This window comes from Streptomyces sp. NBC_00989, assembly GCF_045162655.1.
Taxonomy (GTDB): domain Bacteria; phylum Actinomycetota; class Actinomycetes; order Streptomycetales; family Streptomycetaceae; genus Streptomyces.
Genome location: NZ_CP108728.1, coordinates 3983781 through 4010239, shown reverse-complemented (window position 1 = coordinate 4010239; position 26459 = coordinate 3983781). Strand labels below are relative to the sequence as shown.

General features: G+C 70.5%; 16 protein-coding genes. 7 read left to right on the top strand and 9 right to left on the bottom strand.

Annotation, left to right across the window (positions count from 1 at the left end):
• Window positions 1–34: 34 nt before the first annotated feature.
• Both OG714_RS17160 and OG714_RS17155 read right to left on the bottom strand, forming a co-directional pair.
• Window positions 35–1690 (bottom strand): M4 family metallopeptidase, encoded by a 1656-nt coding sequence (locus tag OG714_RS17160; protein WP_406121945.1) that lies wholly within the window; start codon window positions 1688–1690, stop codon window positions 35–37.
• Window positions 1691–1947: 257 nt separating this feature from the next.
• Window positions 1948–3975 carry a M4 family metallopeptidase gene (locus OG714_RS17155; RefSeq protein ID WP_406121943.1) on the bottom strand — a complete coding sequence of 676 codons (2028 nt, stop codon included), beginning with the start codon at window positions 3973–3975 and terminating at the stop codon, window positions 1948–1950.
• A gap of 784 nt (window positions 3976–4759) precedes the next feature.
• On the opposite strand from OG714_RS17155, the gene OG714_RS17150 reads away from it, so the two are divergent.
• Window positions 4760–6532 (top strand): hypothetical protein, encoded by a 1773-nt coding sequence (locus OG714_RS17150; protein WP_406121941.1) that lies wholly within the window; start codon window positions 4760–4762, stop codon window positions 6530–6532.
• Window positions 6533–6594: 62 nt separating this feature from the next.
• Here the strand turns inward: OG714_RS17150 and OG714_RS17145 are convergent, their stop codons facing one another.
• The 3 genes from OG714_RS17145 to OG714_RS17135 form a co-directional block, all read right to left on the bottom strand.
• Window positions 6595–8361 carry an ABC transporter ATP-binding protein gene (locus OG714_RS17145; protein WP_406131853.1) on the bottom strand — a complete coding sequence of 589 codons (1767 nt, stop codon included), beginning with the start codon at window positions 8359–8361 and terminating at the stop codon, window positions 6595–6597.
• A gap of 35 nt (window positions 8362–8396) precedes the next feature.
• Entirely contained in the window at window positions 8397–10109 is a 1713-nt protein-coding gene (locus tag OG714_RS17140; protein ID WP_406121939.1) for an ABC transporter transmembrane domain-containing protein, read from the bottom strand.
• A 178-nt stretch (window positions 10110–10287) separates the two neighbouring features.
• Complete coding sequence (locus OG714_RS17135) at window positions 10288–12573, bottom strand: hypothetical protein (RefSeq protein ID WP_406121937.1); 2286 nt, start codon at window positions 12571–12573, stop codon at window positions 10288–10290.
• Between the two features lie 208 nt (window positions 12574–12781).
• On the opposite strand from OG714_RS17135, the gene OG714_RS17130 reads away from it, so the two are divergent.
• Complete coding sequence (locus OG714_RS17130) at window positions 12782–13480, top strand: DUF6333 family protein (RefSeq protein ID WP_406121935.1); 699 nt, start codon at window positions 12782–12784, stop codon at window positions 13478–13480.
• Between the two features lie 70 nt (window positions 13481–13550).
• On the opposite strand, the gene OG714_RS17125 is transcribed toward OG714_RS17130, so the two are convergent.
• Complete coding sequence (locus OG714_RS17125) at window positions 13551–15422, bottom strand: ABC transporter ATP-binding protein (RefSeq protein WP_406121933.1); 1872 nt, start codon at window positions 15420–15422, stop codon at window positions 13551–13553.
• Window positions 15419–17347 (bottom strand): ABC transporter ATP-binding protein, encoded by a 1929-nt coding sequence (locus OG714_RS17120; protein ID WP_406121931.1) that lies wholly within the window; start codon window positions 17345–17347, stop codon window positions 15419–15421. The genes OG714_RS17125 and OG714_RS17120 overlap by 4 nt, the downstream gene beginning before the upstream one ends.
• Before the next feature lie 148 nt (window positions 17348–17495).
• Here OG714_RS17120 and OG714_RS17115 point away from each other — a divergent pair, with 148 nt between their 5' ends.
• From OG714_RS17115 to OG714_RS17100, 4 genes are read left to right on the top strand one after another with little or no spacing between them, the layout of a single operon-like run.
• Window positions 17496–18407: an ATP-binding cassette domain-containing protein gene (locus OG714_RS17115; protein WP_406121929.1), complete on the top strand. Its 912-nt coding sequence runs from the start codon at window positions 17496–17498 to the stop codon at window positions 18405–18407.
• Window positions 18404–19138, top strand: a complete 735-nt coding sequence (locus tag OG714_RS17110; RefSeq protein ID WP_406121928.1) for an ABC transporter permease — start codon at window positions 18404–18406, stop codon at window positions 19136–19138. Before OG714_RS17115 ends, OG714_RS17110 begins: the two co-directional genes overlap by 4 nt.
• A 26-nt stretch (window positions 19139–19164) precedes the next feature.
• Window positions 19165–20433: a sensor histidine kinase gene (locus tag OG714_RS17105; protein WP_406121926.1), complete on the top strand. Its 1269-nt coding sequence runs from the start codon at window positions 19165–19167 to the stop codon at window positions 20431–20433.
• Entirely contained in the window at window positions 20426–21070 is a 645-nt protein-coding gene (locus OG714_RS17100) for a response regulator (protein WP_406121925.1), read from the top strand. The genes OG714_RS17105 and OG714_RS17100 overlap by 8 nt, the downstream gene beginning before the upstream one ends.
• Window positions 21071–21080: 10 nt before the next feature.
• Here the strand turns inward: OG714_RS17100 and OG714_RS17095 are convergent, their stop codons facing one another.
• Both OG714_RS17095 and glgX read right to left on the bottom strand, forming a co-directional pair.
• Window positions 21081–22496, bottom strand: a complete 1416-nt coding sequence (locus OG714_RS17095) for a sulfatase (RefSeq protein WP_406121923.1) — start codon at window positions 22494–22496, stop codon at window positions 21081–21083.
• A gap of 159 nt (window positions 22497–22655) precedes the next feature.
• Entirely contained in the window at window positions 22656–24950 is a 2295-nt protein-coding gene (gene glgX, locus OG714_RS17090; protein ID WP_406121921.1) for a glycogen debranching protein GlgX, read from the bottom strand.
• Between the two features lie 152 nt (window positions 24951–25102).
• Between glgX and OG714_RS17085 the strand changes: the two genes are divergently transcribed.
• Window positions 25103–26335, top strand: coding sequence for an Ig-like domain-containing protein (locus tag OG714_RS17085; RefSeq protein ID WP_406121920.1), 1233 nt, complete (start codon window positions 25103–25105; stop codon window positions 26333–26335).
• Window positions 26336–26459: the final 124 nt, after the last annotated feature.

Genomic DNA, 26459 nt, shown 5'->3' with positions numbered 1-26459 from the left:
CGCCCTTACCGCTTGACTGTCAACTCGGCTGGCGTCAGCTGACGTTGACCGCCGACCAGGCCGCCGCCACCGCGTTGTACTCGGTGGAGCCGGAGCCGTACAGGGCGGCCGCCGCGCTCAGGGTGCCGGTGCGGGCGCCCGCGTACTTGGTGGTCGACGTGAAGTACGTCGTCAGCGCCTTGTACCAGATCTGGAGCGCCTTGGCGCGGCCGATGCCGGTGACCGTGGAGCCGTTGGACGTGGGCGAGTTGTAGCTCACGCCGTTGATGGTCTTCGCGCCGCTGCCCTCGGACAGCAGGTAGAAGAAGTGGTTGGCGACGCCCGACGAGTAGTGCACGTCGAGGTTGCCGACGGTGGAGGACCAGGAGTCCTTGGAGCCGCCGTCCTTGCTCGGCTTGTCCATGTAGCGCAGCGGGGTGCCGTCGCCGTTGATGTTGATCTTCTCGCCGATGAGGTAGTCGCCGACGTCGCTGCTGTTGTTGGCGTAGAACTCGACGCCGGTGCCGAAGATGTCCGAGGTCGCCTCGTTCAGGCCGCCGGACTCGCCCGAGTAGTTCAGGCCCGCGGTGTTGGAGGTGACGCCGTGGCTCATCTCGTGGCCGGCCACGTCGAGCGAGGTGAGCGGGTGGGTGTTGCTCGACCCGTCGCCGTACGTCATGCAGAAGCAGCTGTCGTCCCAGAACGCGTTCACGTACGAACTGCCGTAGTGGACGCGGGAGTAGGCGCCGACACCGTTGTTCTTGATGCCGCTGCGGCCGAACGTGTCCTTGTAGAAGTCCCACGTCTCCTGGGCGCCGTAGGCGGCGTCCGCGGCGGCGGTCACGTCGGTGGTGGAGCTGGAGGCGGCGCCGGTGCCCCACGTGTTGGTGGTGTTGGTGAAGAGGGTGCCGGTGCCGGACGTGCCGTGCTTCAGGTTGTACGTCTTGTGGCTGCCGCGCGAGGCGTCGGTCAGCGAGTACGTCGTGCCCGACAGCGTGGTGGTGAGGCTGACGGTGCCCGAGTACAGGGTCTTGCCGGTGCCGGTGGCGTTCTCGATGCCCTGGTACTCGAAGAGCTTCTTGCCGGTGGCCGCGTCGGTGATGACGTGCAGCTGGTTGGGGGTGCCGTCGTCCTGGAAGCCGCCGACGATCGTCTCGTAGGCGAGGACGGGGGTGCCGCTGCCGGCCCAGATGACCTTGCGGGCACCGTCGGCGGCGGTCTTGTCGGAGCCGGCGGCCTGGGCGATGGTCAGCGCCTGCTTCTCGGCCTTGGCGGTGGAGATCTTCGGCGTGACGGTGGCGACCTTGATGGCCGCCGAGTGCGCCTTGGTGACACCCTCGGTCTTGCCCGACGCCGCGGTGTGGACGACCAGGTCGCCACCGAGGACCGGGAGGCCCGCGTAGGTGCGCTCGTAGCGGGTGTGGACCGTGCCGTCGACGTCCTTGACGACGTCCTTGACGACCAGCTTCTCCTTGGTGCCGAGGCCTATCTGCTGGGCGGTCTCGGGCGCGGCGGCCTGCTTCTCCTGGACCAGCGCGACACGCGCGGAGTTGGAGAGCAGCTGCGGGGCGGCGGCGAGAGGGGCCGCCTTGCCCGCGGCGGGCTGGGCGGAGGCACCGGTGGAGACACCGGTGGCGAGCAGGGCTCCAGCGGCGACCGCGGTGGCGATGGCCAGGGTGGTGCGCTTGTGACGCGCGTAGAGGGGGGTCACGCAAGCTCCTCTGTGGGGGAGTCCGGCAGCGTGGGGTTACTGACCGGAGCGGGTTGTGAATTGGCTGTGCTGAAGCGGCGTGAGGGAAGAGTGGCATCAGGGGCGCGTACATGTCAGGACCCCCAAGTGATGTTGGCTGAAAATCGACTGTCCGAGAAACATTGCGGCAATGTAAACGTCCACAACAGAGCGCCGCCCCGGAGTTGAAACCCCGAGGCGGCGCCCAATTCGTGCGGCCGGAAGTGGACGGCTGGTTTTTACGGGAACGTAAGCTTCCAGCTGTTGATGTAGCCGGTGTCCTGTGCAGCTACGTCCTGGACCTTCAACTTCCAGACGCCGTTGGCCACTTCGGAGGACGCGTTGACCGTGTAGGTGGCCTGCACGTTGTCCGCGGAGTCGGACGAGCTGGAGTTCTTCAGGCGGTACGTCGACCCGTCCGGAGCCACCAGGTCGATCACCAGGTCACCGCGCCAGGTGTGCGTGATGTCGACCGTGACCGAGAGGTTCGAGGGCGCGTTGCCCGTCCGCCCGGACACGGTGACCGACGAGGTGACTGCCGCCCCGTTGTCCGGAATCGACACGTCGGCCGTGTTCTCGAACGACGTGCCGCCACCGCCGCCGCCACCGGAGCGCGCACCGACCGCGACGGCCGCCCACGCGTCCTGCACCGCCTTGTACTCGGCGCCCGTCGTGCCGTACAGCTCACCGGCCGCCGCGAGCGTCCCGGTGCGGGCCGCCGCGTAGTTGGTGGTGGACGTGAACTTCGTGGTGAGCGCGCGGTACCAGATCTGCAGCGCCTTGTCGCGGCCGATGCCGGTGACCGGAAGTCCGTCCGAGGTGGGCGAGTTGTAGCTGACGCCGTTGATGACCTTGGCGCCGCTGCCCTCGCTCAGCAGGTAGAAGAAGTGGTTGGCGATGCCCGAGGAGTAGTGCACGTCGAGGTTGCCGACACCCGAGTACCAACTGTCCGCCGAGCCGCCGTCCTTGCTCGGCTTGTCCATGTAACGCAGCGGCGTGCCGTCGCCGTTGATGTCGATCTTCTCGCCGATGAGGTAGTCGCCCACGTCGGTCGAGTTGTTGGCGTAGAACTCGACACCCGTGCCGAAGATGTCGGAGGTCGCCTCGTTCAGCCCGCCCGATTCACCGGAGTAGTTGAGCCCGGCGGTGTTGGAGGTGACGCCGTGGCTCATCTCGTGCCCCGCCACGTCGATGGCGGTCAGCGGGTCCGCGTTGCCGGAGCCGTCGCCGTACGTCATGCAGAAGCAGCCGTCGTCCCAGAACGCGTTGACGTACGAATTCCCGTAGTGGACACGGGAGTAGGCGCCGACGCCGTTGTTCTTGATGCCGCTGCGGCCGAACGTGTTCTTGTAGAAGTCCCAGGTCTCCGCCGCGCCGTAGTGCGCGTCCGCGCCGGCCGTCGCCGCGTTCGACGTGGTGCTGTTGCCCCAGGTGTTGCTGGTCTGGGAGAACAGGGTGCCGGTGCCGGACGTGCCGTGGTTCAGGTTGTACGTCTTGTGGCCGCCGCGGTCGCCGTCGGTCAGGTTGTAGTTGGAGCCCGACTGGGTCGTCGTCAGCGAGACCTGGCCGCTGTACTGGGTGTTGCCGACACCGGTGGCGTTCTCGATGCCCTGGTACTCGTAGAGCTTCTTGCCGGTGGCCGCGTCGGTGATGACGTGGAGTTCGTTCGGGGTGCCGTCGTCCTGGAGGCCGCCGACGACCGTCTCGTAGGCGAGGACCGGCTTGCCGCTCGCCGCCCAGATCACCTTGCGGGCCGAGTCCGCCGCCGACTTGGTGGAGCCGAGGGCCTTGGCGCGCGAGACGGCCTGCTTCTCGGCCGCCGCCGTCGTCACGTCCGGGGTGAGGTCGGCGACCTTGATGGCGGCGTTCGTCGCCTTGACGACGTGCGTGGTCGCGCCCGACTTGGCGGTGTCGACGACCAGGTCGCCGCCCAGGACCGGGAGTCCGCCGTAGGTGCGCTCGTAGCGGGTGTGGACCGTGCCGTCGGCGTCCTTGATGACGTCGCGGACGACGAGCGCCTCCTTGGTGCCGAGGCCGATGTCCTTCGCCGTCGAGGTCCGCGCCGACGTGGCGTCGCGGAGCAGCTCGGCGCGCTGCGAGGGGGAGAGCGAGACGGCCGTGTGCGCCGGATTCCCCTTGCTCGCAAGGGGTTTGGCCGGAGCGGCGGAGGAGGTCGCGCCGGCCTGGACGGCCGCGGCGAGCAGAGCGGTGACGCCGGCTACGGCGACTATGTGGGAGGTGCGTCTGCGAGAGGAATTGCTTCTCAACACTGACTCCTTCAGGACGGTCGCGGATCGCGCGACCAGGGGAGATCACAGGGATCACAGGAGTGGAGCTGTGGGGTTGCTGTGAAGCGCCAGTGGGAAGAGTGGCAGCAGTTCCCGCTTTCTGTCAGGGCCGCGTCAGCAGGTTGGCCGGAAATCGTTCGTTGTCCGGATGTTCATGTCCGTTATACGGACCGCGACTTGGTGATGCCCGGTGGCTCAGGCCTCCCGTTTCCCGTCGCTGTGCGCCTCGTTGGGCTGAACGGGCGGATCCCGGGGTGGGGCGACGAATGGGGCGGGCGTGGGGCAGTGGTCGCCGGAAGGCGTGGTGGCGTGCTGGGCGCGAGCGGCAGCAGACGGAAGTCGAGCGGTTCGGTGAAGGTGGACACGATCACTCCTCCCGCCTGGAGACGGGCGGGAGTTCGACCTCGCGATGGAGTTACCGTCGGCGCCTCACCCGCCTGATCCGCTTCGGCAGGCGCCGCACCTGCGGCGGCGGGGTGGGCCGTTTCCTTCGCGTCCGCATGCTGTGGACGACCAGCAGCGTTGCCTGTAGGGCGCCGGCAACAGCTGTTGCCAGGGTCAGCACGTCGGTCATGCGGAACCCCTTCCAAGGTGCGGGGAACGTCCTGCCGCGCGCCACGAAAGAGGGGCAGGACGAACCGATGGGTGTGGGGGCCCTCTCCGGGAGCGGCCCCACACGCCACGAAAGCAGTGGGCCAGGATTTCTGGCCAGCCGATAACAGGTACTGGAAGAAAACGTCTTCCCAGCTCAGGAGGGGTGCAGGTGGCTGAGAAAACCGGAGAGAACGCGGAGCGGGGAGGCGAGGGAGGAAGAAAACAGGTCGGCGGTCGAAGCCCTCTCAAGGAAGAAGTCCTGGTCGCGAGGAATGTGCCGGCCGCCTGGATCGGCGTACGCAACGCGCTGCTCAAGCTGATCGACGAGACGCTCGGCAGTCAGCGCAAGGTCGTCGAGGCCATCAACGCGGACGGGAAAGGCGACAAACGCCTCATCACTGACGACGCGTTGTCGAAGGCGTTGCTTCACCACAGGCCCATGGAGCCGCACCAGTTCGAGCACATCCTCAAGGTGTGCCTGCCGCTTCTGACGCCGGTCGATCAGGATGAGCGGCGCTCTGAACTGCGGACATCATGGGAAGCATGGGAACGATCGAGGAAGCGGGACGCGTCGGGGCCGAAGGACTCCGCTCCGGCGGACAACACGCCGCTGCCTGTTCCGCGTTCCGCGGAGAAGCCCGAAATGCCGCGGGCCTGGTCCGTCGCCCTGTTCCTCAGGGGCTATGAGAATTCGGCCCGAAACAGGACGGAAGCCAGGGAGTTCTACAACGCCGACCACAGCGTCGTCTCCGGCCTCGAACCTCCGCTGAAGACCCCGCCGGCGGCGAGGCCCCGGATCTACCTGAGCATCGTGCAGGTGCTCGCCTGCGTCGGATCGATGTACTGGGCGCGCACCACGATGTGGCTCATGATCCCGCTCGGACTTCTCTGGCTGACGGTCCTGGCCACGGAGCTCCCGACGGAACTGCGCCGCTACCCCCTGCGGCATGTGCGTTCGACGCCTCCCGAAGCCGCCCACGTGCCCAAGAAGTGGCGTCTCCCCGGACAGCCTGAACTCGCCTGGTACGTGGGTGGCGTTGACCGCGAGGCCGTCAGGGGCGTGGTGGGTGTCCGGCCGCCGACGTACCTGTCCGGGTACCGGCCGATGACCGGATGGCTGCGGCTGTCCGCCGCCACACCGGGTGTGCGAGTCCACTGGGCCGTCGAAGACCTCACCCATGGCGGCGTGCTGGCCCGCGGAACCCTCGGCGGCCGGCGCCGGATCGTATGGCTCAGGCAGAAGAACGGGAGGCCTCCGGAGCCGGACCAGTCTGAAGCGCGTCTCCTGCGGGAGTCCTGGAAGTCCCTTGAGCGAGAACAGCCTCAGGTGCTCGGTCTCGTGCTCGGCACTTCGACGTGGAACGGAAGCGCGAAGGTGTCCTGGCACGCACCCGCCGCCAGTGCGTACACCGGTCGTTTCTCCGGCTCCAGCCCGGCGGTCGAGTGGTGGTGGGATCGGCTGCGCGGTCTCTTCCAGGCGCGTGGTGAGCGCATCTTCGCCCGGAACCGGCCCGATCGCTCCTTCCGGTCGCCCGCGGCCACGAGCCGGATCGGCGAGCACTTCGGGAACATGAAGGGGGCTCTGTCGTCGTGGTGGAGGCAAGGGCGCCGGAAGCGGCCCCTGCTCTTCCGGGCGCTGCTCCTGCTGACCGTCGTGGCCGTGGGAGCTGCCGCGGCCGTCGGCGCGGTGACGGCCGCCGAACTCCGGACGGCGGATCACCAGCCGCAGGCGGTAGCCGCGCTCGTGGCGGAGGGCGCCCTCGTCATCGCCCTCACCGTCATGGCGAACCTCCTGAACACCCCCGGGACCAGGCGCCGTTGGACGCTGAACACGGTTCTCCTCGTCCTTGTCGGCGCGGTCTCCGCGTGGGCCTTCGGGTACGCCGCTCAGCTTCCGTGGCTCCACGGACTCGGGTACTTCGACGGCCGAGCGCACCCCTGATCACCGGACGAGGACGCCTTCGGCGACACCGTCCGAGCAAGTCTCCGGGCCGCCGGGTCGGGTCAGGGGGCCGCGCTGCCCGGCCGCTCCCCGTGCCACGAATGCCACAGCGCCGCGTACGCCCCCTCCGCCGCCACCAGCTCCTCGTGCGGGCCCAGTTCGGTCAGCAGGCCGTTCTCCATGACCGCGACCCGGTCCGCGTCGTGGGCGGTGTGCAGACGGTGGGCGATGGCGATGACGGTACGGCCCTCCAGTACGGCGGCCAGGGCGCGCTCGGTGTGACGGGCGGTGGCCGGATCCAGCAGGGCCGTCGCCTCGTCCAGGATCAGCGTGTGCGGGTCGGCCAGCACGACGCGGGCCAGGGCGAGTTGCTGGGCCTGTGAGCCGTCCGTGACCGAACCGCCCGCGCCCAGCCGGGTGTTCAGGCCGTCCGGCAGCTCCCGCACCCACTCCTCGGCGCCGACCGCCGTCAGGGCCGCCCACAACTCCTCGTCCGTGGCGGCCGGTTCGGCGATCAGGAGGTTGTCACGGACCGAGCCCAGGAACACGTGGTGCTCCTGGGTGACCAGCACCACCTGACGGCGCAGCGTCTCCGGTTCCAGCCCGTGGACCGGCACCCCGCCCACGGTCACCGTGCCCTCGGTCGGCGCGTCGACGCCCGCGAGCAGCCGGCTCAGCGTGGTCTTCCCGGCGCCGGACGGGCCGACCACCGCCAGCCGCTCACCCGGCCGTACGGTCAGGTCGACGCCGTGCAGCACCTCGCCGCCGCGCTCGTAGGCGTACCGCACGCCCGTCACGTCGATCCGGTCGTCCGCCGGAACCGGGGCGGCACCGTCGCCCTCCGCGCGGGGTGCCCGGGCGAGCCCCTCCACGCGGGCGAACGAGGCGCCGCTGCTCTGGAGTTGCTCGATCCGCATCAGGATCTCGTCCAGCGGGTCGGTGAACTGCCGCAGATACAGCGCCGCCGCCACCACCGCGCCCAGGCCCACCTCCCCGCGCCCGTGCAGCCAGCCGCCGACGAACAGCACGCCCGCCACCGGGATCGTGTACGACACCTCGACCGCCGGGAAGAACACCGTCCGCAGGAACAGCGTGTACAGGCGGCTCCGCAGCGCCGTCCGCAGCGTGTCGCGGCTCGCGGTCACCCGCCGCTCCTGGAGCCGGAACGCCTCCACCGTGCGCGCCCCGGCCACGGTCGCCGTGAGGCTCTCGGCGACCTCCGAGTTGGCCGCGCCCTCCGCGAGATAGCCGTCCCGGGCCCGGCGCAGATACCAGCGCAGCGCGAACCAGATCGGCGTCAGACCCAGCACCCCGAACAGCCCGAGCAGCGGGTCGAGCGCGAAAACCGCGCCCATCACGAACAGCGCCTGCACCGAGCAGACCAGCAGTTCGGGTCCGACATCACGCAGGGTCGTGCCCACGATCGCCACGTCCGCCGTGCCGCGCGCGGTCAGATCGCCCGTTCCGGCCCGCTCCACCACCGACGCGGGCAGCGCCAGCGCCCGGTCGACGAAGTCCTCCCGCACCCGGGCCAGCGTGCGCTCACCGAACCTGTGCCCCACGTACCGCGCCCACCGCGCCAGCAGCAACTGGGCCAGCGCACACGCCACGATGACGAGGGCCAGCCGGTCCACCACCCCCACCCCGGCCCCGGCCCGCACCTCGTCCACGATCCGCCCGAGCAGCCACGGCCCGGCGAGCCCGGCCCCGGCGGCCAGCGCGTTCACGACGAGCACGACGGCGAACGCCCGCCGGTCCGCCCGCACCAGGCGCAGCGCGGCCCGCCGCACGTCCGCCCGTCCCGCGACGGGCAGTTGACCCTTGGCCAGTGAGGACTGTGTCCCCTTCGCCAGTGAGGACTGCGTCACCGTACGACCTCTTCCTCTTCCGCGTCCCGGGCCACCAGTGCGCGGTAGCCGGGTTCCTCCGCCAGCAGCCGGCGGTGGCCGCCGCTGGCCGCGACCTTGCCGTCGACCAGGTAGTGCACGGTGTCCGCGTGGTCGAGGACCAACGGGGACGTCGTGGTCACCACCGTCGTACGGCCCGTGCGCTCCGCGTGCAGCCGTCGCGCGACCGCCGCCTCCGTGTGCGCGTCGAGCGCCGAGGTCGGCTCCACCGCGAGCAGCACCTCGGGCTCGGCGAGCAACGCCCGTACCAGCCGCACCCGTTGACGCTGTCCCCCGGAGAGGCTGCGCCCCTGTGCGGCCACCTCCGAGTCAAGACCCTCCGGCAGCCCCTGCACGATGTCGTCGGCGGCGGACGCGCGCACGGCCTTCGCCACCGCCGCCGCCGACCGCTCCCGGCGCCCGGACACGACCTCCGCCAGCGGTCCGGCGAACAGGTCGGCCTCGTTGTCGGCGACCAGGATCCGCGCCCGCACCTGCTCCAGCCGAATCGCGTCGAGCCGCACCCCGCCCCAGGTCGCCACCGACGGCGCGTACCGCCCTAGCCGGTCCACCACGGCCAGCGCGTCGGCGGGCCGCGCCCCGACCAGCGCGGTCAGCCGCCCCGGCAGCACCCGCACCCCCGAGTCGGGATCGTGCAGGATGGCCGGCTCGGCGGGAGCGTCCAACTCCCCCTTGTCCGGCACGGGTTCGAGCCGCAGCAGCTCTACGACCCTGCGCGCGGCCACCACGCCCCGGCTCAGCTCGTAGACCATCTGCACGAAGAACGCCACCGGGCCGATCAGCACCGCGACATAGCCGTACACGGCGACCAACTCGCCGATACTGAGCTGCCCCTGGGCCGCGAGCCGGGCGGCGAGCCAGGTCACGACGGCGAGGAACAGCGTCGGCAGCCCGACCCCGATCGCCTGCACCCAGCTGGCCACCGAGCCCACCCGGTAGCCCTGCGCGCGCAGCCGCTGCGAGTCCTGGCGGAACGCGTCCGCGAACAGCCCTTTGCCGCCAAGGCCGTTGAGGACGCGCAGACCGCCCGCGAGGTCGCCGATGCGCGCGGTCAGCACGCTCTGCCGCTCCCGGTACTCCGTCTCCACGCTCTGCAGCCGCAGCGTCAACGGCCCTGCGAGCAACGCGATCACCGGCACACCCAGCAGCACTACGGCGGCCAGCGGCGCCGAGATGGACAGCAGCACGCCCGCGACCACGCCGTAGACGACGAGGGCGCCGAAGCCGGGGCCGACGACGGTGAGGGACTGGGCGATCGTCCATACGTCGCCGACGCCGGTGGTGATCACCTCACCGGCCCGCGCCCGGCGGGAGAGCACGGCACCCAGCCGGACCGTCTGGCCGACGATCAGTTTGACCGTACGGAAGTTGGCGTCGATGCGGACCCGGGTCATCGTGCGGTGGCGCATGATGCTCAGCCACGAGTTGACCGCGCCGACCACGAACAGCACCCCGGTCCACCAGGCCAGCGCGCCCAGGTCGCCCGGCACCAGCCCGTCGTCGACCGCCTTGGACATCAGATACGGCGCCGCAGCCATCAGCACCATCCACACGCTCGACAGCAGCGCCCCGGACACCGCACGCCCCGGTTGCCGCAGCACCAGCCACCACAGGAACCGCCAGCCGCCCCGGCAGTCGGGTGTCCCGGGATCCTCGTACGCGTCGATCATGTGCCTCCTTGCCCAGGCTGCCGGGCGCGCGCAGCCGTGAGCGATCCGGGGGTGGTTGGAGGCAACGAAGATTACCGAGCGTGAGCGCGGTTGCCCATCGAATATCGCGCGCCGCACGCCGAGGGGCCGGTACGCGGAGTGCGCGTACCGGCCCCGACAGATGTACTGCCGCCGGGAGTTACCCCTGCGCGGTCCTACGGCGGCGCATCCACCACACGAGCGCTCGGCCCGCCACGGCGAGGACGCCGGCGATGCCCGCGATCAGGCCGACCGGCGCGTCGTTGCCGGTGTGGGCGAGGTCGCCGCCGGGGTCGTCGGGTGCGGGTGTCGTGGGTGCCGGTGCGGGTGTGCTCCCGCCGCCTCCACCACTGTGGGTCGGAGTGGGCGTCGGCTGCCCGGTGTGCGTCGGGGTGGGTGTCGGGGTCGGGGTGGGGGTGGACGTGCCGGTGTCGTCGGCGGCCGTGTTCGCGCCGAGGAGCAACTGCCCCGTCGTGTCGGTGTTGTCGGTGAGGGTCTTCACGCTGGTCCGCGTCTGCCGGGGCAGGTAGCGGTGCTGAGCGGTGAACTGGACCTTGCCGACGTTCTGCTTGGGCTGCTTCGACAGGTCGACGCCGCCCACGATGTAGACCTGCACGGTGCCGTTCGCGTCGGGGACGTCGTAGGTGAACTCGCCGTGCGTGTAGATGTTCCGGTACTTCTGGAACAGGGCCTCGCGGGTCCAGTCCTGGTTGGGGGCGCGCAGCGGCCAGCGGGAGGCGTCGCCGCTGTCGATGATGGCGTGGTAGTCGGTGGGCGACTTGGCGTCCTGCTGGCGGATGTACTCGGCGGCCACGCGCGCGGTGTAGACGCGGCGCAGATCGGCGTACTGGGGTGCGGTGTTGATGGTCTTCTCCACCGCGGGCACGATCATCTGGTCGATGACCCGCTGGGCCGCCTTGGTCGTGGCCTCGTCCGGGGTGCAGATCGGCTCGCCGGGACCCTGGGTGACCGTGGTCTGCGCGGTCGACTTCAGGCGCAGCGGGGTGTCGAGGATGTAGATGCCGCCGTCCTGCTCACGGACCTGCGCGGTCTTCGGCTCGATCCAGTTGCGCAGACCGGGCATGCAGGGCTTGCCGTTCTCCTTGGGCAGGGCCGCCCAGTAGCGCTTGCCGAGGTCGGTGGCGGGGTCCATGGCCTTGTAGAAGTCGTGCTTCATCTGGAGGTCGGCCTCCAGCAGCACCCGACCCGCGTCCGTCCTGCCGAACTTGGCGTCCATGATGCGGTCCGGCTCGTCCGGGTTGAGATTGACCCAGAACTTGTCCGGGGTCAGCGCGAGCCAGGTGAAGAACGCGTCGGAGATCAGCTGGGAGTTGGCCTTGCCGCCCCAGCCGGACTGCTCGGTGGGGTCCTCCTTGGCGTCGAACGCGAAGTCGACGCCCTTGCCTCTGACCGGCTTGCCGACGTACTTCAGGTCCAGCGTGGAGAAGTCGACACCGCCCGGACCGCGCGGCAGACCACCCGGGTTGGCGGCGTTCTTGGCGTTCAGGAAGTCCGCCATGGTCTTCGGCGTGGGCCGCGACTCACGGATCAGATCGGTGAGCCCACCACGTGTCGAGCCGGACTGGCCGGGCGGCTGCATCAGCCCGCTGGTCGCGCGCTGACCGCCGCTCCTGGGCGCCAACTCCACCCGGTCCGTACGGTAGTTGTACTCGGTGACCCGGTCCCCGGCGAGCTGCCGCATGTTCCCCAGGAACTTCTTCGCGTCCGCCTTCTGCGGCTCGGCGAAGACGTACTTGACCTTGCTGTCCTTCCACGCCGGGTCCTTGGCCCACGCCAGATCCTTGGGGACCTGCGTCCGGTCCGGGCTGCCGTTGGACTTGATCTCAAGGATCTGCTTCGTGCGCGTGTTGTACGCGTCGAGCTTGCGCCGGTAGGTCTTGCCGGTGTCGGGGTCCTTGAACTCGACCTCCTTCTGGCAGATCCACTCGGGCCCGACCAGCCCGTGATCCTTGATCACCTTCTGCTCGAAGGCCTTGCCGCGCGGGTCGTTCCCGGAGTTCGGGATGAACACGGCGTCCCGATAGTCCGTGAAGTTCGGGTACTTGTCCTTCTGCTGGAGCCACCTCCACCAGACCCGGTCGGGCTGCGTCGCCGGAGCCTTGGTCAGCTCGGACAGCGCGGCCTGCTGGGCGGCGGACGGCGCCCCGAGCCCGTCCCACTCCTTGGCCGGATTGACGTACGCGTAGTCGTCCCACTGAGCTGTCGCCCGGGACGCGTCGAACTGCGGCAGCCCCGTGGTCGGGCGGGTGTTGGAGGGCAGGCCGTACAACTCGTCACAGCGCTTGCCCGGGTCCAGCGGTCTCGGCGCGGCATCCGCCGCCGTGATCCCCGGAAGGCCGGTGAGCGCCATGACCGAGGCGCACGCGAGCGCGACGACCGACCGCCGCAGTGCGCGCAACCGCCGGTGGCGTATGGGTGTTTGCACGTGAAGTCCCCGTGGGGGCCCAATAGGCATGGGGTGTTCGCGCGGCACCAGGGGCCCCCGTGGTCGATGTGGCGCCGACGAACGGACCACACGCTAGACACGCCCATGTACATGCCGAGGCCGATCCGCGCTTCGGTGACCGGGTCAACCCGCCTTCTCCACAGGGTGTTCACAGGCCGGCGCGGGGCCGCGGCATACGCTCGGCGCCATGAGCCCCGTATCTCCCGGAACACGGGTGGCCCCCCGACACGGCGGGCACGCGCATCTGGTCGTGGTCCAGCCGCCCTTCGCACCTCCGCTACGACCCGAGGAGCGACCGCCCGTCACGGCCCATGACCCGGAGGCGGCGAGGGCGGCCGTGTCGTCCCTGTCGTCCGTCGCGACGATCCGCAGTGCGGAGGCTCCGGCCCCGCTGGGGCATCCCGAAAGCGCTGTGGACCGGGGGGAGTTGGACGTCGTACGCGCGGCCGCCTGGGGCTCGACGGTGAAGATCACCGACCCGGCGCTCGTCGAGGACGGGGTGCTGTCCAGCGCGCTGGAGGACGAGTTCAGGGCCCAGAAGAAGAGGCATCCCGACGCCCGGATCGTCGCCGTCTGTGAACGGGACTTCGGAGCGGCCTACTTGAAGATCCTGGTCGCGGTGCCCGGTGCCCCGGACCTCGCGGTCGAGGGCTTCGACGAACTGGATGTCACCGGCGACCTTCGGGCCACGCTGGCGGCCGCGGGTATCGACCCCGGTCAACTGGGCGACGACGACGAGGACTTCGCCGACTACGACGGTCTGCTGCACGTGCTGACCGGCGGCGCGCTGTCCGTCTACGCGGACGATGAGCGCGTCGAGTCGACGTTCGTCGTCGAACGCAACGAGGAGGGTGAGGCGAACATCGGGGAGGTGTGGTTCTCCTGAGCCCCTCCACCGGTGTCCTCGGGGTGGACGGCGCGGGACTGCGGACACCGCGGGACTGCGGACCCCGCGCTCACGCCAGGCTGTCCCGCCACGCCCGGTGCAGATCCGAGAACCGGCCGGTGCCCGCGATCAGTTCGGCCGGGGTGCCGTCCTCGACGACCCGGCCGTGTTCCATGACCAGCACCCGGTCCGCGATCTCGACCGTGGACAGCCGGTGCGCGATCACCACCGCCGTACGGCCGCGCAGGACCGTCGACATGGCGCGCTGTACGGCCTGTTCGCCCGGGACGTCGAGCGAACTGGTCGCCTCGTCGAGGATCAGGACGGCGGGGTCGGCCAGCAACGCCCGCGCGAACGCGACGAGTTGGCGCTGACCCGCCGAGATACGGCCACCCCGCTTGCGTACGTCCGTGTCGTAGCCGTCGGGCAGCGCGCTGATGAAGTCGTGCGCGCCGATAGCCTTCGCCGCCCGCTCGATCTCCTCACGCGGTGCGTCCGGGCGGCCGATCGCGATGTTCTCGGCGACCGTGCCGGAGAACAGGAACGCCTCCTGCGTCACCATCACCACCCCGCGCCGCAGTTCGGGCACGGACAGCTCGCGCAGATCGACCCCGTCGAGCAGGACCCGCCCGTCCGAGGGGTCGTAGAACCGGGCCAGCAGCTTGGCCAGGGTGGACTTGCCGGCGCCGGTGGAGCCGACGACGGCGACGGTCTGGCCGGCGGGGAGGGTGAGGTCGAAGACGGGCAGGACCTCGCCGCCGGTGCGGTAGGCGAAGCGGACGCCGTCGAAGACGACCTCGCGGCCGGGCTGCTCCGACTCAAGTGCCGGGAGCTGGACAGGGGTTGAGGGTTCGGGGACCGACGGGGTCTGGGCCAGCAGGCCCGCGATCTTCTCCAGGGAAGCCGCGGCCGACTGGTACGAGTTGAGGAACATGCCGAGCCGGTCGATCGGGTCGTAGAGCCGCCGCAGATACAGCACCGCGGCGGCCAGTACGCCCAGTTCCAGTGAGCCGTCCGCGACCCGGGTCGCGCCCCACAGGACGATCACCGCGACGGCCGTGTTGGCGACCAGGCGGGAGCCGGTGACATAGCGGGCCATCTCCAACAGGGCGTCGCCGTTGGACCGTTCGTGCCGTCGGTTGAGGACCCGGAAGTCGGCGTCGTTCACGTCCTCGCGGCGGAACGCGCGGACCGGGCGGATGCCGTTCATCGTCTCGACGAACTTCACGATCACGCGCGCGATCGCCGTGGAGCGGACCCCGTACACCCGCACCGCGCGCCGCTGGTAGATCCGCACCAGCAGGTACAACGGCACGAAGGACGCCACCGCGACCGCGCCGAGACCCAGGTCCAGCCAGAGCAGCATCGCCGAGATGTACACGAACGACAGGACGACCGTGATCAGCTCCTGGAGCCCCTCGCTGAGCAGTTCGCGCAGGGCCTCGATGTCCGTGGTGGAACGGGAGATGAGCCGGCCGGACGTGTACCGCTCGTGGAAGTCGATGCTGAGCGCCTGCGCGTGCCGGAAGATACGGCCGCGCAGATCGAGCAGCACGTCCTGGTTGACGCGGGCGGAGGCGCCGATGAACGCGTACTGGAGTCCGCCGGAGATCAGCGCGCAGAGCAGGTAGCCCACCCCGACGGCGATCAGCGGGCCGCGGTCGTGATCGCGGAACGCGGGCACCGCCCGGTCGATGGCGTACGCCACCAGGAGCGGGCCCACCTGTACGGCCGCCTGCTGGAGCAGCAGGAGGAGCGTGGTGAACGTGACCCGTGCCTTCATCGGGGCGAGCAGGGAACGCAGGAGGGTGGCGGTCGCGCCCGGGGGAGTGGGCAGGTCGTCGTGGTCGAAGGGGTCGCCTGCGGCGGGCTTGTGCGGAGGCGGGGGTTCGGGGGTGTCGTCCGGGTCGGTGGGCGGTGCGGAGGTGGTCGGGGCGGTCATCGTGCGTCCTCCTGCTCACCGACTGGGTGGTTCTGTGTCTGCGGGCCGGTGGGGGCTGGTCGCGCCCCGCGGCGGAGCCGCATATCGATACTGCCCCGCGCACCTTTGGGGCGCTCGGCGCCCGACATCAGGTACGCGTACTCCGCGTTCGTCCGCAGGAGTTCCTGGTGGGTGCCGACCGCCGTGATGCGGCCGTCGGACAGCAGGGCCACGCGGTCGGCGAGGAGGACCGTGGACGGGCGGTGGGCCACGATCAACGCCGTTGTGTCGGCCAGGACTTGGCGGAGGGCTGCTTCGACGGCCGCCTCGGTGTGGACGTCCAGCGCGGAGAGCGGGTCGTCGAGGACCAGGAAACGGGGTTTGCCCACCACCGCCCTTGCCAGTGCGAGGCGTTGGCGCTGGCCGCCGGAGAGGCTCAGGCCCTGTTCGCCTACCTGGGTGTCCGTGCCCTGGGGGAGGGTGTGCACGAAGTCGGCCTGTGCGACCGCCAGTGCGTGCTCCAACTCCGGTTGTCCCGCGCCCTCTTCGGCTCCCATGAGTACGTTCTCCCCGACGCCTGCCGAGAACAACGTCGGTTCCTCGAAGGCCACGGCCACCATGGCGCGCAGCGTTTGGCGGGGCATGGCCGTGATGTCCTTGCCGTCCAGTGTGATCTGGCCGGAGGTCACCTCGTGGAGGCGGGGGACGAGGGCGGTGAGTGTGGTCTTGCCGGTGCCGGTCGCGCCTACCAGGGCCATGGACTCGCCGGATCTGATGTGCAGGTCTATGCGGTCGAGGGTGGGTGGGGAATCGGCCGGGGCGTCGGGGTAGCGGAAGGAGACGGAGGAGAAACGGATGCCGTCGTTTTCGGGTGCCGGTTCGTGGGGGCTGAGCGCGCCGTTCCCCGCGCCCCTTTGGGGCGCGACCCCTGAGGGTGCTTCCTCCTCCTGGTTCTCGTCCATCACCTCGAAGTAGCGCTCCGTCGCCGTCGCCGCCTCCTGGCTCATCGCGAGCAGGAAGCCGATCGACTCCACCGGCCAGCGCAACGCGAGCGCCGTCGAAAGAAACGCCACCAGCGTGCCCGCCGACAGGTTCCCGTCCGCGACCTGCACCGTGCCCAGGACCAGGGTCGCCCCGAGGGCCAGTTCGGGGAGGGTGACGATGACGCCCCAGATCGTGGCGAGGAGTCGGGCCTTGCGGAGTTCGGTGCCGCGCAGGGTGCGGGAGAGTTCGCGGAAGGCGCGGGCCTGGCTGCGGTGACGGCCGAAGCCCTTGATGATGCGGATGCCGAGCACGCTCTCCTCGACGACCGTCGTCAGGTCGCCGACCTGGTCCTGCGCGAGGCGCGCCACATGCGCGTACCGCTGCTCGAAGACCACGCACATGACGATCACCGGCACGGCGGGACCCAGGATGACCAGCCCCAGCGTCCAGTCCTGGAGCAGCATGATGATCACGCCGACCAGGATCGTCACGGCGTTGACCAGCAGGAACGTCAGGGGGAAGGCGAGGAACATCCGGAGCAGCATCAGGTCTGTGGTGCCCCGGGAGAGGAGCTGGCCCGATGGCCATCTGTCGTGGAAGGACACCGGCAGGCGCTGGAGATGCCGGTACAGATCCGCCCGCATCTCCGCCTCGACATGTGACAACGGGCGCGCGACCAGCCAGCGCCGCAGCCCGAACAGTCCCGCCTCCGCGATCCCGAGCAGCAGCAGGTACAGCGCCCCGAGCCACACGCCCGCCGTGTCCCGGTCGGCGACCGGTCCGTCCACCATCCACTTCAGGACGAGCGGGAACACCAGCCCCGTACAGGACGCGACGACGGCGACCCCGGCCGCGGCGAACAGCCGTACCCGCACGGGGCGGACGTACGGCCACAGCCGCAGCAGGGTGCGGACGGCGGACCGGTCGGGGTGGTCCTCGGCGGAGGCGGGTGTCGTGGTCATCACGGGCGAGCCTACGGACCACCACTGACAGTGCCCACCGAGTTTTGGCCGACCAGGGGGTCGTAGCGGGGCATCAACCGATCGGTTGATGTCCGGTCGAGCGCGATGGCCGATGTGCCCGGCCCGGCCCCGGCGGGACCCTCGGAACATGCCAGCCACACCAGTCATCGAAGTCACCGCACTACGGAAGTCCTACGGCGGCCGGGCCGTCGTGGACGGGGTCTCGTTCGCCGTCGAGGAGGGCGAGATCTTCGGGATCCTCGGCCCGAACGGCGCCGGCAAGACCACCACCGTCGAGTGCGTCGAGGGCCTGCGCGTCCCCGACGCGGGCCGGGTCCGGGTCGCCGGCCTCGACCCCGTCGCCGACCACGCGGAGGTCGCGCGGGTCCTCGGCGCCCAGCTCCAGGAGAGCGAGCTCCAGGCCAAGCTCACCGTCCGCGAGGCGCTGGAGCTGTACGCGTCCTTCTATCCGCACCCCGCCGACTGGCGGCCCCTCGCCGAACGCCTCGGGCTGACCGCCAAGCTCACCACCCGGTTCGCGAAGCTGTCCGGCGGCCAGAAGCAGCGTCTGTTCATCGCGCTCGCGCTGATCGGCGACCCCAAGGTCGTCGTCCTCGACGAACTGACCACCGGCCTCGACCCGCGCGCCCGCCGTGACACCTGGCAGCTCATCGAGGACGTGCGGGCGAGCGGGGTCACCGTCCTGCTGGTCACGCACTTCATGGAGGAGGCGCAGCGGCTGTGCGACCGGATCGCCGTGATCGACAGGGGGCGGGTGGCCGCCCTGGACACCCCGGACGGGTTGATCCGGCGCTCGGCGGGCTCCACCGTCATCAGCTTCACGCCCTCGGCGTCGCTGGACGACGGTGACCTGAACGCGCTGCCCGCGCTCACGTCCGTGGCCCGCAAGGACGGCCGGATCACGCTCTCCGGCTCCGACGAGACCGTCAACGCCGTCATCACGCTGCTCGCCCGCAACCACATCACCGCCCACCAACTCCGGGTCTCCGACGCCACGTTGGACGACGCGTTCCTGGACCTGACGGAGGTCTCCGCATGAACACCGCAGTCCTGCGCACCGAGTTGAGGCTCTTCCGCCGTGAACCGGGCGCCCTCTTCTGGATCCTGCTGTTCCCGACCCTGCTGCTGGTGATCCTGGGCTCCATCCCGGGCTTCCGCCACCACGAGGCCGACCTGGGCGGCCTGCGCACCATCGACGTGTACGTCCCGGTCACCGTCCTGCTCGGCATGATCGTCGGCGCGCTCCAGTCCATGCCGCAGAACCTCACCGGCTACCGCGAACGCGGCATCCTCCGCCGCATGTCCGCCACCCCGGTCCGGCCCACCGCCCTGCTCGCCGCCCAGATGGTCGTCTACGGCACGGCCGCCCTCGCGTCCGCCCTGTGCGCGCTGATCGTCGGCCGCCTCGCCTTCGACGTACGCCTGCCGAAGCAGCCCGGCGGCTACCTCCTCGCCCTGGTCCTCGCCGTCCTGGCCGCGCTCGCGCTGGGCGCGGTGGTCTCCGCGCTGTCCCGGACCACGAAGATCGCCGGTGCGATCGGGTCGGCGGTGTTCTTCCCGATGATGTTCTGCGCGGGCGTGTGGATCCCCGTGAACTCCATGCCGGACGTCATGGCCCGCATCGTCGGCTACACCCCGTTCGGCGCCGCCGCCGAGGCCCTCAACCGGGCGGCGGCCGGGAACTGGCCGGGCTGGACCCACCTGGGCGTACTGGTCGCGTGGACCGTACTGCTGACGGCCGGCGCCTCGCGCTGGTTCCGCTGGGAGTAGGGGGAACAGCCGTGCAGACTGGGGAGATGACCACCAGGGACGGGCAGATCGAGCGGCGCTGGGAGCAGCTGCACACATGGGGGCCGTACGGGCTGCTCGGTATCAGTGTCGTCCTCGCGCTCGCCTCCTCCGGTCTGTTCGACTACACCGCCGCCGAGTGGTGGACCGGCTGGGGTCTGGCCGGCGCCGCGCTCGTCCTCCAGCTGTGGTGGCACGGCACCCGTTCCCGCCGTCCCGGCCGCGGCCGGACCCCGTCGCGGGCGGGGACGGCGTACTACGTCGTCCGCTGGGCCATCGGCTTCGCCCTCACCTGGATCGACCCGTTCTTCGCGTTCTACGCCGCCTCCGGCTTCATGGACGCCGACGAACTGATCCCGGGCACGGTGGCGCAGCGGGTGGGGCTGTTCGCGAGCGCGGTCACCGTGGCCGGTGCGCAGGCGGGTGGGCTGCCGCTCGGGAGCGGGCTGCAATGGGTGCTCTTCGTGGCGCTCGTGGCCGCCAACTCCGGCCTTCAGATGGCGATCGCGCATCTCACCCAGCAGGAGACGCTGCGGTCCCACGAGCGCAACGAGACCATCGCCGAACTCGAACGCACCAACACCGCGCTCCAGCAGGCCCTCGACGAGAACGCCGCGCTGCACGCCCAACTCCTCGTCCAGGCAAGGGAGGCCGGGGTCGCGGACGAGCGGAGGCGGCTGGCGGCCGAGATCCACGACACCATCGCGCAGGGCCTGACCGGCATCATCGCCCAGCTCCAAGTCGTGGCGAACGCACCCGACTTGGCGACCGCCCGCACCCACCTCGACCGCGCCTCCAACCTCGCCCGGCACAGCCTCGGCGAGGCCCGCCGGTCCGTGCAGAACCTCGCCCCCATGGCCCTGGAGAACGACGGACTGCCCGAGGCACTGAAGAACACGGTCGCGGAGTGGGGCGAACGCACCGGAGTCCGCGCCGAGTTCACCGTCACCGGCATCACCGAGCACCTCCACGACGAGGTCTCCGCGACCCTGCTGCGCATCGCCCAGGAGGCCCTGTCGAACGCGGCCCGGCACGCCCGGGCCACCCGCGTCGGCGTGACCCTCTCCTTCCTCGGCGAGGACGTCATCCTCGACATCCGCGACGACGGCCGGGGTTTCGACCCGCTCGCCCTTCCCGACCGCACCCGCACCGGCGGCTTCGGCCTCGACGGTATGCGCGCCCGCGCCGAGCGCATCGCGGGCTCCCTCGCGATCGAGACCGAGCCGGGGCACGGCACGGCCCTGTCGGCTCGCGTACCGTTGGTCCGCCATGAGTGACGAGTTGCTGATCTCCCTGTTGATCGTCGACGACCATCCCGTCGTACGGGACGGTCTGCGCGGCATGTTCGAGTCCGCGCCCGGATTCCGCGTCCTGGGCGAGGCGTCCAACGGCGTCGAGGCCGTGGAGCGGGCCGCCGCCCTCGACCCGGACGTCATCCTGATGGACCTGCGCATGCCGGGCGGCGGGGGAGTCGACGCCATCCGCGAGCTGACCCGCCGCTCAGCCCGCGCGAAGGTGCTCGTCCTGACGACGTACGACACCGACTCCGACACGCTCCCCGCGATCGAGGCGGGCGCGACGGGTTACCTGCTGAAGGACGCCCCGCGCGACGAACTCTTCACCGCCGTCCGTGGGGCGGCGGAAGGCCGCACGGTCCTCTCGCCCGCCGTCGCCTCCCGCCTGGTCTCCGCGGTCCGCAGCCCCCAGTCCCCGGGCAACGAACCGCTCTCCGCCCGCGAACGCGAGGTCCTGGCCCTGGTCGCCAAGGGCACCTCCAACCGCGAGATCGCCCGCGAACTCTTCATCAGCGAGGCGACCGTGAAGACCCATCTCACCCACCTGTACGGCAAGTTGGGCGTCAAGGACCGCGCGGCCGCCGTGGCGGTGGCGTACGACCGGGGGATTCTCGGCTGACGGGCAGCTCCTAGGCGGCCGGATACGGCAGCAGCCCGGCGTTCGTCCTCTCCCAGGCCGCCTTCAGCTCGGCGAGCAACTCCGGCCTGTCCGGGGCGAGATCGGCCTGCTCGCGGTTGTCCGCGGACAGGTGATAGAGGTGATCGGCCCCGGCCGCGTCCTGGTAGTACTTCCAATCACCGCGCCGCAGCGCCCGGTTGGCCCGCACCCGCCAGAACAGCTCCCGCTCGGGCGGCTGTTCGCCCTTCAGGAGATAGCCCGCGAGGCTGGTGCCGTCCAGGGGGTACGCCGGGTCGGGGCGGGCACCGGCCAGCTCCAGGAAGGTCGCCGTCCAGTCGGGGGAGAAGTTCGGCTCGTGGCTGACCTGGTTGCCGTCGACGCGGTGCGGCCAGCGGACGATCGTCGGGACCCGGATGCCGCCCTCCAGCAGGGAGGACTTCTCACCGCTCAACGGCCAGAGGTACGACCAGCGTTCACCGCCGTTGTCGCTGGCGAAGTACACCAGCGTGTTCTCCTCCTGCCCGGACCGGCGCAGCGCGGCCAGCACCTCGCCGACGGCCGCGTCGAGGCTCTCGACCATCTCCGTGTACTTCTCGACCGACCCGCCGTCGTTGTGCAGCAGCGCGGCGGTGATGCCGGCCGGGGTCGTGGCCGCCCGGATCTTCGCGGCGATCCCGGCGCCGGTGTCCTCGTCGCCCTCCGCGAGCCAAGGCCAGTGCGGGGTGGTGAAGTTGAGGTTCAGCAGCCAGGGCTGGTGGTGCTCGCGGCCGACGTACTCCACGGCCCGCTCGGTCAGCACCTGGGTGTAGTAGCGCAGGTCCTTGTAGGTCGCGTCGCCCTCGTAGAGGTCGTAGTCGCCGAGCTGGCCGAGCTTGGAGAAGTACTCCAGCACGCCCCCGTGGTTGCCGAAGAACTCGTCCCAACCCGACTTCGTGGGGCTGTAGTCGGGCAGCCAGCCGCAGTGCCACTTGCCGATGAGGGCGGTGGAGTAGCCCGCCTTCTTCAACAGGGAGGCGAGAGTGGGGTGGCTCGGGTCGAGCCCCTGCGTCCTGTTGGCGATCGGCTCGGCCAACCCGCCTGGCGTACGGCCCGGATAGCGCCCGGTGTACAGGCTGAACCGGGTCGGGGAGCAGGTCGCCGACCCCGAGTACGCGTCGGTGAAGCGCACCCCCTGCCGGGCCAGCCGGTCCAGGTTCGGCGTCCTGATGTGCGGGGCGCCGTAGGAGGAGAGGTCGGCCCAGCCGAGGTCGTCGCCGAGGATGACGAGGAGGTTGGGACGCTTGCCGGAGGTGGCGGGGCGGGCCTTGAAGGGGCGCTCGGCGGGGGCGGATCCGGCGGCCTCGGCGGTGGTGGCCGTACCGGCGACGGCGGTGACGGCACCGCCGCCGACCAGGCCGCCGAAGGCGCGGCGGGATATCTCGGGCATGCGAGGTCCTTGTGGGGAAGACGGCGGGAGCGGGCGGAAGCCGTGGGGGGCGCCCTCCATGTGATCACCGGGCCCGCCCCAAGCCCAGCCATCAGCCCCGGAGTTCACGGACCTGAAACGTCACCCCGGCCGCGACCCCGGTCGTCCCTCAGCCGCCTCTCAGCCCACCTTCAGCAACAGCACAGCCCTGGCCGGCACCGTGATCGCCGTCCCCGCACGGTGCACCACCCCCGGCGCCTCCCCCTGCTCCTCCCGTGACGTGTCGACGACCACCTCGTACCGCTCCGCCCACGGCGGCCCCGGCAGCACGAAGCTCACCGGCCGGTGCCCCGCGTGCAGGACGGCGAGGAAGCTGTCGTCGACGATCGGGGCGCCGCGTTCGTCGCGGCCGGGGATGTCCCGGCCCGAGAGGTACATGCCGAGGGTGGCGGCAGGCGCGTACCAGTCCCGTTCCGTCATCTCCGTGCCGCGCGCGGTGAACCAGGCCAAGTCCCTTATGCCGTCCGCCGAATGGGCCCGCCCGGAGAAGAACGCCCGGCGGCGCAGCACCGGGTGGCGGTGGCGCAGGTCGATCAGCCGGGCGGTGAGATCGGTCAGCGCCCGCCAGCCGGGGTCCTCCCGCAGGCCCCAGTCCACCCAACTGATCTCGTTGTCCTGGCAGTAGGCGTTGTTGCTGCCCCGCTGCGTCCGCCCCAGCTCGTCACCCGCGACCAGCATCGGCACACCCGTGGAGAGCAGGAGGGTGGTGAGGAGGTTCCTCAACTGCCGTCGCCGCAGCGCCTTCACCCGCTCGTCGTCGGTCTCGCCCTCGACCCCGCAGTTCCAGGAGCGGTTGTCGTCGGTGCCGTCCCGATTGCCCTCGCCGTTGGCCTCGTTGTGCTTGCGCTCGTACGACACCAGGTCCCGCAGGGTGTAACCGTCGTGCGCCGTGATGAAGTTGACCGAGGCGTAGGGGCGGCGGCCTCCCCACGCGTACAGGTCGCTGGAGCCCGACAGGCGGTACCCGAGGTCCCGTACGTCCGGCAGCGCGCCCCGCCAGAAGTCCCGGACGGCGTTGCGGTAACGGTCGTTCCACTCCGTCCACAGCGGTGGGAACGCGCCGACCTGGTAGCCGCCCGAGCCGACGTCCCACGGCTCGGCGATCAGCTTCACCCGCCGTAGGACCGGGTCCTGAGCGATCACCGCGAGGAACGGGGACAGCATGTCGACGTCGTGCATCGAGCGGGCCAGCGCGGCGGCGAGGTCGAAGCGGAAGCCGTCGACGCCCATCTCGGTGACCCAGTAGCGCAGGGAGTCGGTGATGAGCCGGAGCACGTGCGGCTGGACGACGTGCAGGGTGTTGCCGCAGCCGGTGTAGTCCGCGTAGCGGCGGGCGTCGCTCTGGAGTCGGTAGTAGCCGCGGTTGTCGATGCCCTTCAACGACAGCATCGGGCCCAACTCGCCCGCCTCCGCCGTGTGGTTGTAGACCACGTCGAGGATGACCTCGATCCCGGCCTCGTGCAGGGCCCGCACCATCCGCTTGAACTCGCCGACCTGTTGGCCCGCCGTGCCGGTCGCCGCGTAGCCCGCGTGCGGGGCGAAGTAGCCGATCGAGTTGTAACCCCAGTAGTTCTTCAGGCCCTTGCGCAGCAGATGGTCCTCGTGCGCGAACTGGTGGACGGGCAGCAGCTCCACGGCCGTCACGCCCAGCTTCACCAGGTGCTCGATCGCCGCAGGGTGCGCCAACCCGGCGTAGGTGCCCCGGAGTTCCTCGGGTATGCCGGGGTGCAGCTTGGTGAAGCCGCCGACGTGGAGTTCGTAGATGACCGAGTCCGCCCACGGTGTCTTCGGGCGGCGGTCGTCCATCCACTCGTCGTCGGTGGTGTCGTCGTGGACTACGACGCCCTTCGGGACGTGGGGCGCGGAGTCGCGGTCGTCGCGCACGGTGTCCGCGACCTGCTGCTGCGGCCAGTCACGGACGTGCGCGTACACCTCGGGCGGCAGCCCGAACTCGCCGTCCACCGCACGGGCGTAGGGGTCGAGGAGCAGCTTCGCCGGGTTCCAGCGGGCGCCGGTCCACGGGTCCCAGCGGCCGTGCACCCGGAAGCCGTAGCGCTGTCCCGGCATGACGTGCGGCAGGAAGCCGTGCCAGATCTCGTGCGTCAGCTCGGTGAGCGGGACCTTGATCTCTACGCCCTCCGCGTCGAACAGGCACAGCTCGACCGCCTCCGCACCCCCCGCCCACAGCGCGAAGTTGGTGCCCGCCACCCCGTCCGGGCCGACCCGGAACCGGGCCCCCAACGGCATCGGCGTCCCCGGCCACACGGGCACCGGCGGCCCCGTGTGCGGGGCGCCGTTCAGGACGGGCGCGGCGCGTGGCGACGGCACGGCCGTCTCGACGACGGATCGCTCCATCGGCACGCCGTCGTCGACGCGCTCCTCCTGCACGGCCTCCTGCTCGGCTGCGCTCGACACCGTCCGGCCTCCTGCGGCTCATGGAACGACGAGGTGAAGGGGGCGCGGCGTCCCGGTCACGGTCCCTTGTCATGTCGTTCTCCCCACTGTTCTGCCCAGAGCTTGGGTCGCACTCACGTTTCCCCGGAGCGTGCCCGCTCGTTGGGCACCCCGTGAGGCATGCACAAGGGCGCGCGCGACGCGCAGGGTTCGCACTGGCCGCCGTACTGACATGGGCAGGACTGCTGGCCGGAGCCGCCGGCTGTACTTCGGACGGCTCGGGCGGGAGCGGTATCGACGAGATCTTCGGCAAGGCACCGGCGCCCGAGGATGTGATCCGGATCTCGCCCGAGGACGCCAGCAAAGGAGTCAAACCGGACCAGCGGCTCGTGGTCCGGGTGCCCAGCGGGCGCCTGGAGTCCGTGCAGGTCGTGAAGGAGCAGGACGCCCAGGACAGTCCCGTCCCGGGCCACATCTCCGACGACGGACTGCGCTGGGAACCCGAGGACGGACGGCTCGCACTCGCCGCCGCGTACACCGTCGACGCGGTCGCCCTCGACGGCCACGGCCGCCGCTCCGCCCGGCACACCACGTTCACGACCTACGTCCCCGACGAACGGTTCATCTCCTACGTCACTCCGGAGAACCGCGCCACCGTCGGCACCGGGATGATCGTCTCCCTCGGTTTCAACCGGGAGATCGAGAACCGGGCCGCCGTCGAGCGCGCGATCCACGTCACCGCGAAACCCGCCGTCGAGATCCGCCCGCACTGGTTCGGCAAGGCCCGTCTCGACCTCCGCCCCGAGACCTACTGGAAACCCGGCACCCAGGTCACCGTCTCGCTGCGCCTGCGGGACGTGGAAGGGGCGAAGGGCGTCTACGGCCTCCAGTACAAGACGTTCTCCTTCACCGTCGGCCGCAGCCAGGCCTCCCTCGTCGACGCCGCCAGGCACACGATGGAGGTGCGGCGCGACGGCGACCTGCTGGCCACCGTGCCGATCACCGCGGGCGCCCCCGGGAAGACCACGTACAACGGGAAAATGGTGGTCATGGAGATGCTGGAGGTGACCCGTATGAACAGCCGCACGGTCGGCTTCGGCGGCGAGTACGACATCCCCGACGTCCCGCACGCCATGAAGCTCACCGACTCCGGCACCTTCCTGCACGGCAACTACTGGGCGCCGACCGCCCCCGGACGCGTCAACGTCAGCCACGGGTGCGTGGGTCTGCGCGATGTGAAGGGCGGGAGCTCGGACACCCCGGCCGGGTGGTTCTTCGACCGCAGCCTCGTCGGGGACGTCGTCGAGGTCGTGCACAGCAACGACAAACAGGTCGCTCCGGACAATGGCCTCGGCGGGTGGAACATGGGTTGGAAGGAGTGGAAGGCGGGCAGTGCCCTCAAGTGACCGGAGCCTTCGAGCGAGCGGTGCCCGCACGTGATCGGAGACGGGGCGGGGAGCCTGTGTCAGGCGGCAGTTGAAGTTGCGACCGAATGGTGACATTCGCCTGACATGAAGCTCAAAACCTGGC

What these genes read in the sequence shown, in the direction of transcription:
- OG714_RS17110 (WP_406121928.1), top strand. Translation starts at nt 18,404, where the DNA reads ATGAACACCGCAGTCCTGCGCACCGAGTTGAGGCTCTTCCGCCGTGAA.
- OG714_RS17140 (WP_406121939.1), bottom strand. Translation starts at nt 10,109, where the DNA reads ATGATCGACGCGTACGAGGATCCCGGGACACCCGACTGCCGGGGCGGC.
- OG714_RS17115 (WP_406121929.1), top strand. Translation starts at nt 17,496, where the DNA reads ATGCCAGCCACACCAGTCATCGAAGTCACCGCACTACGGAAGTCCTAC.
- OG714_RS17130 (WP_406121935.1), top strand. Translation starts at nt 12,782, where the DNA reads ATGAGCCCCGTATCTCCCGGAACACGGGTGGCCCCCCGACACGGCGGG.
- OG714_RS17105 (WP_406121926.1), top strand. Translation starts at nt 19,165, where the DNA reads ATGACCACCAGGGACGGGCAGATCGAGCGGCGCTGGGAGCAGCTGCAC.
- OG714_RS17120 (WP_406121931.1), bottom strand. Translation starts at nt 17,347, where the DNA reads ATGACCACGACACCCGCCTCCGCCGAGGACCACCCCGACCGGTCCGCC.
- OG714_RS17095 (WP_406121923.1), bottom strand. Translation starts at nt 22,496, where the DNA reads ATGCCCGAGATATCCCGCCGCGCCTTCGGCGGCCTGGTCGGCGGCGGT.
- OG714_RS17100 (WP_406121925.1), top strand. Translation starts at nt 20,426, where the DNA reads ATGAGTGACGAGTTGCTGATCTCCCTGTTGATCGTCGACGACCATCCC.
- OG714_RS17125 (WP_406121933.1), bottom strand. Translation starts at nt 15,422, where the DNA reads ATGACCGCCCCGACCACCTCCGCACCGCCCACCGACCCGGACGACACC.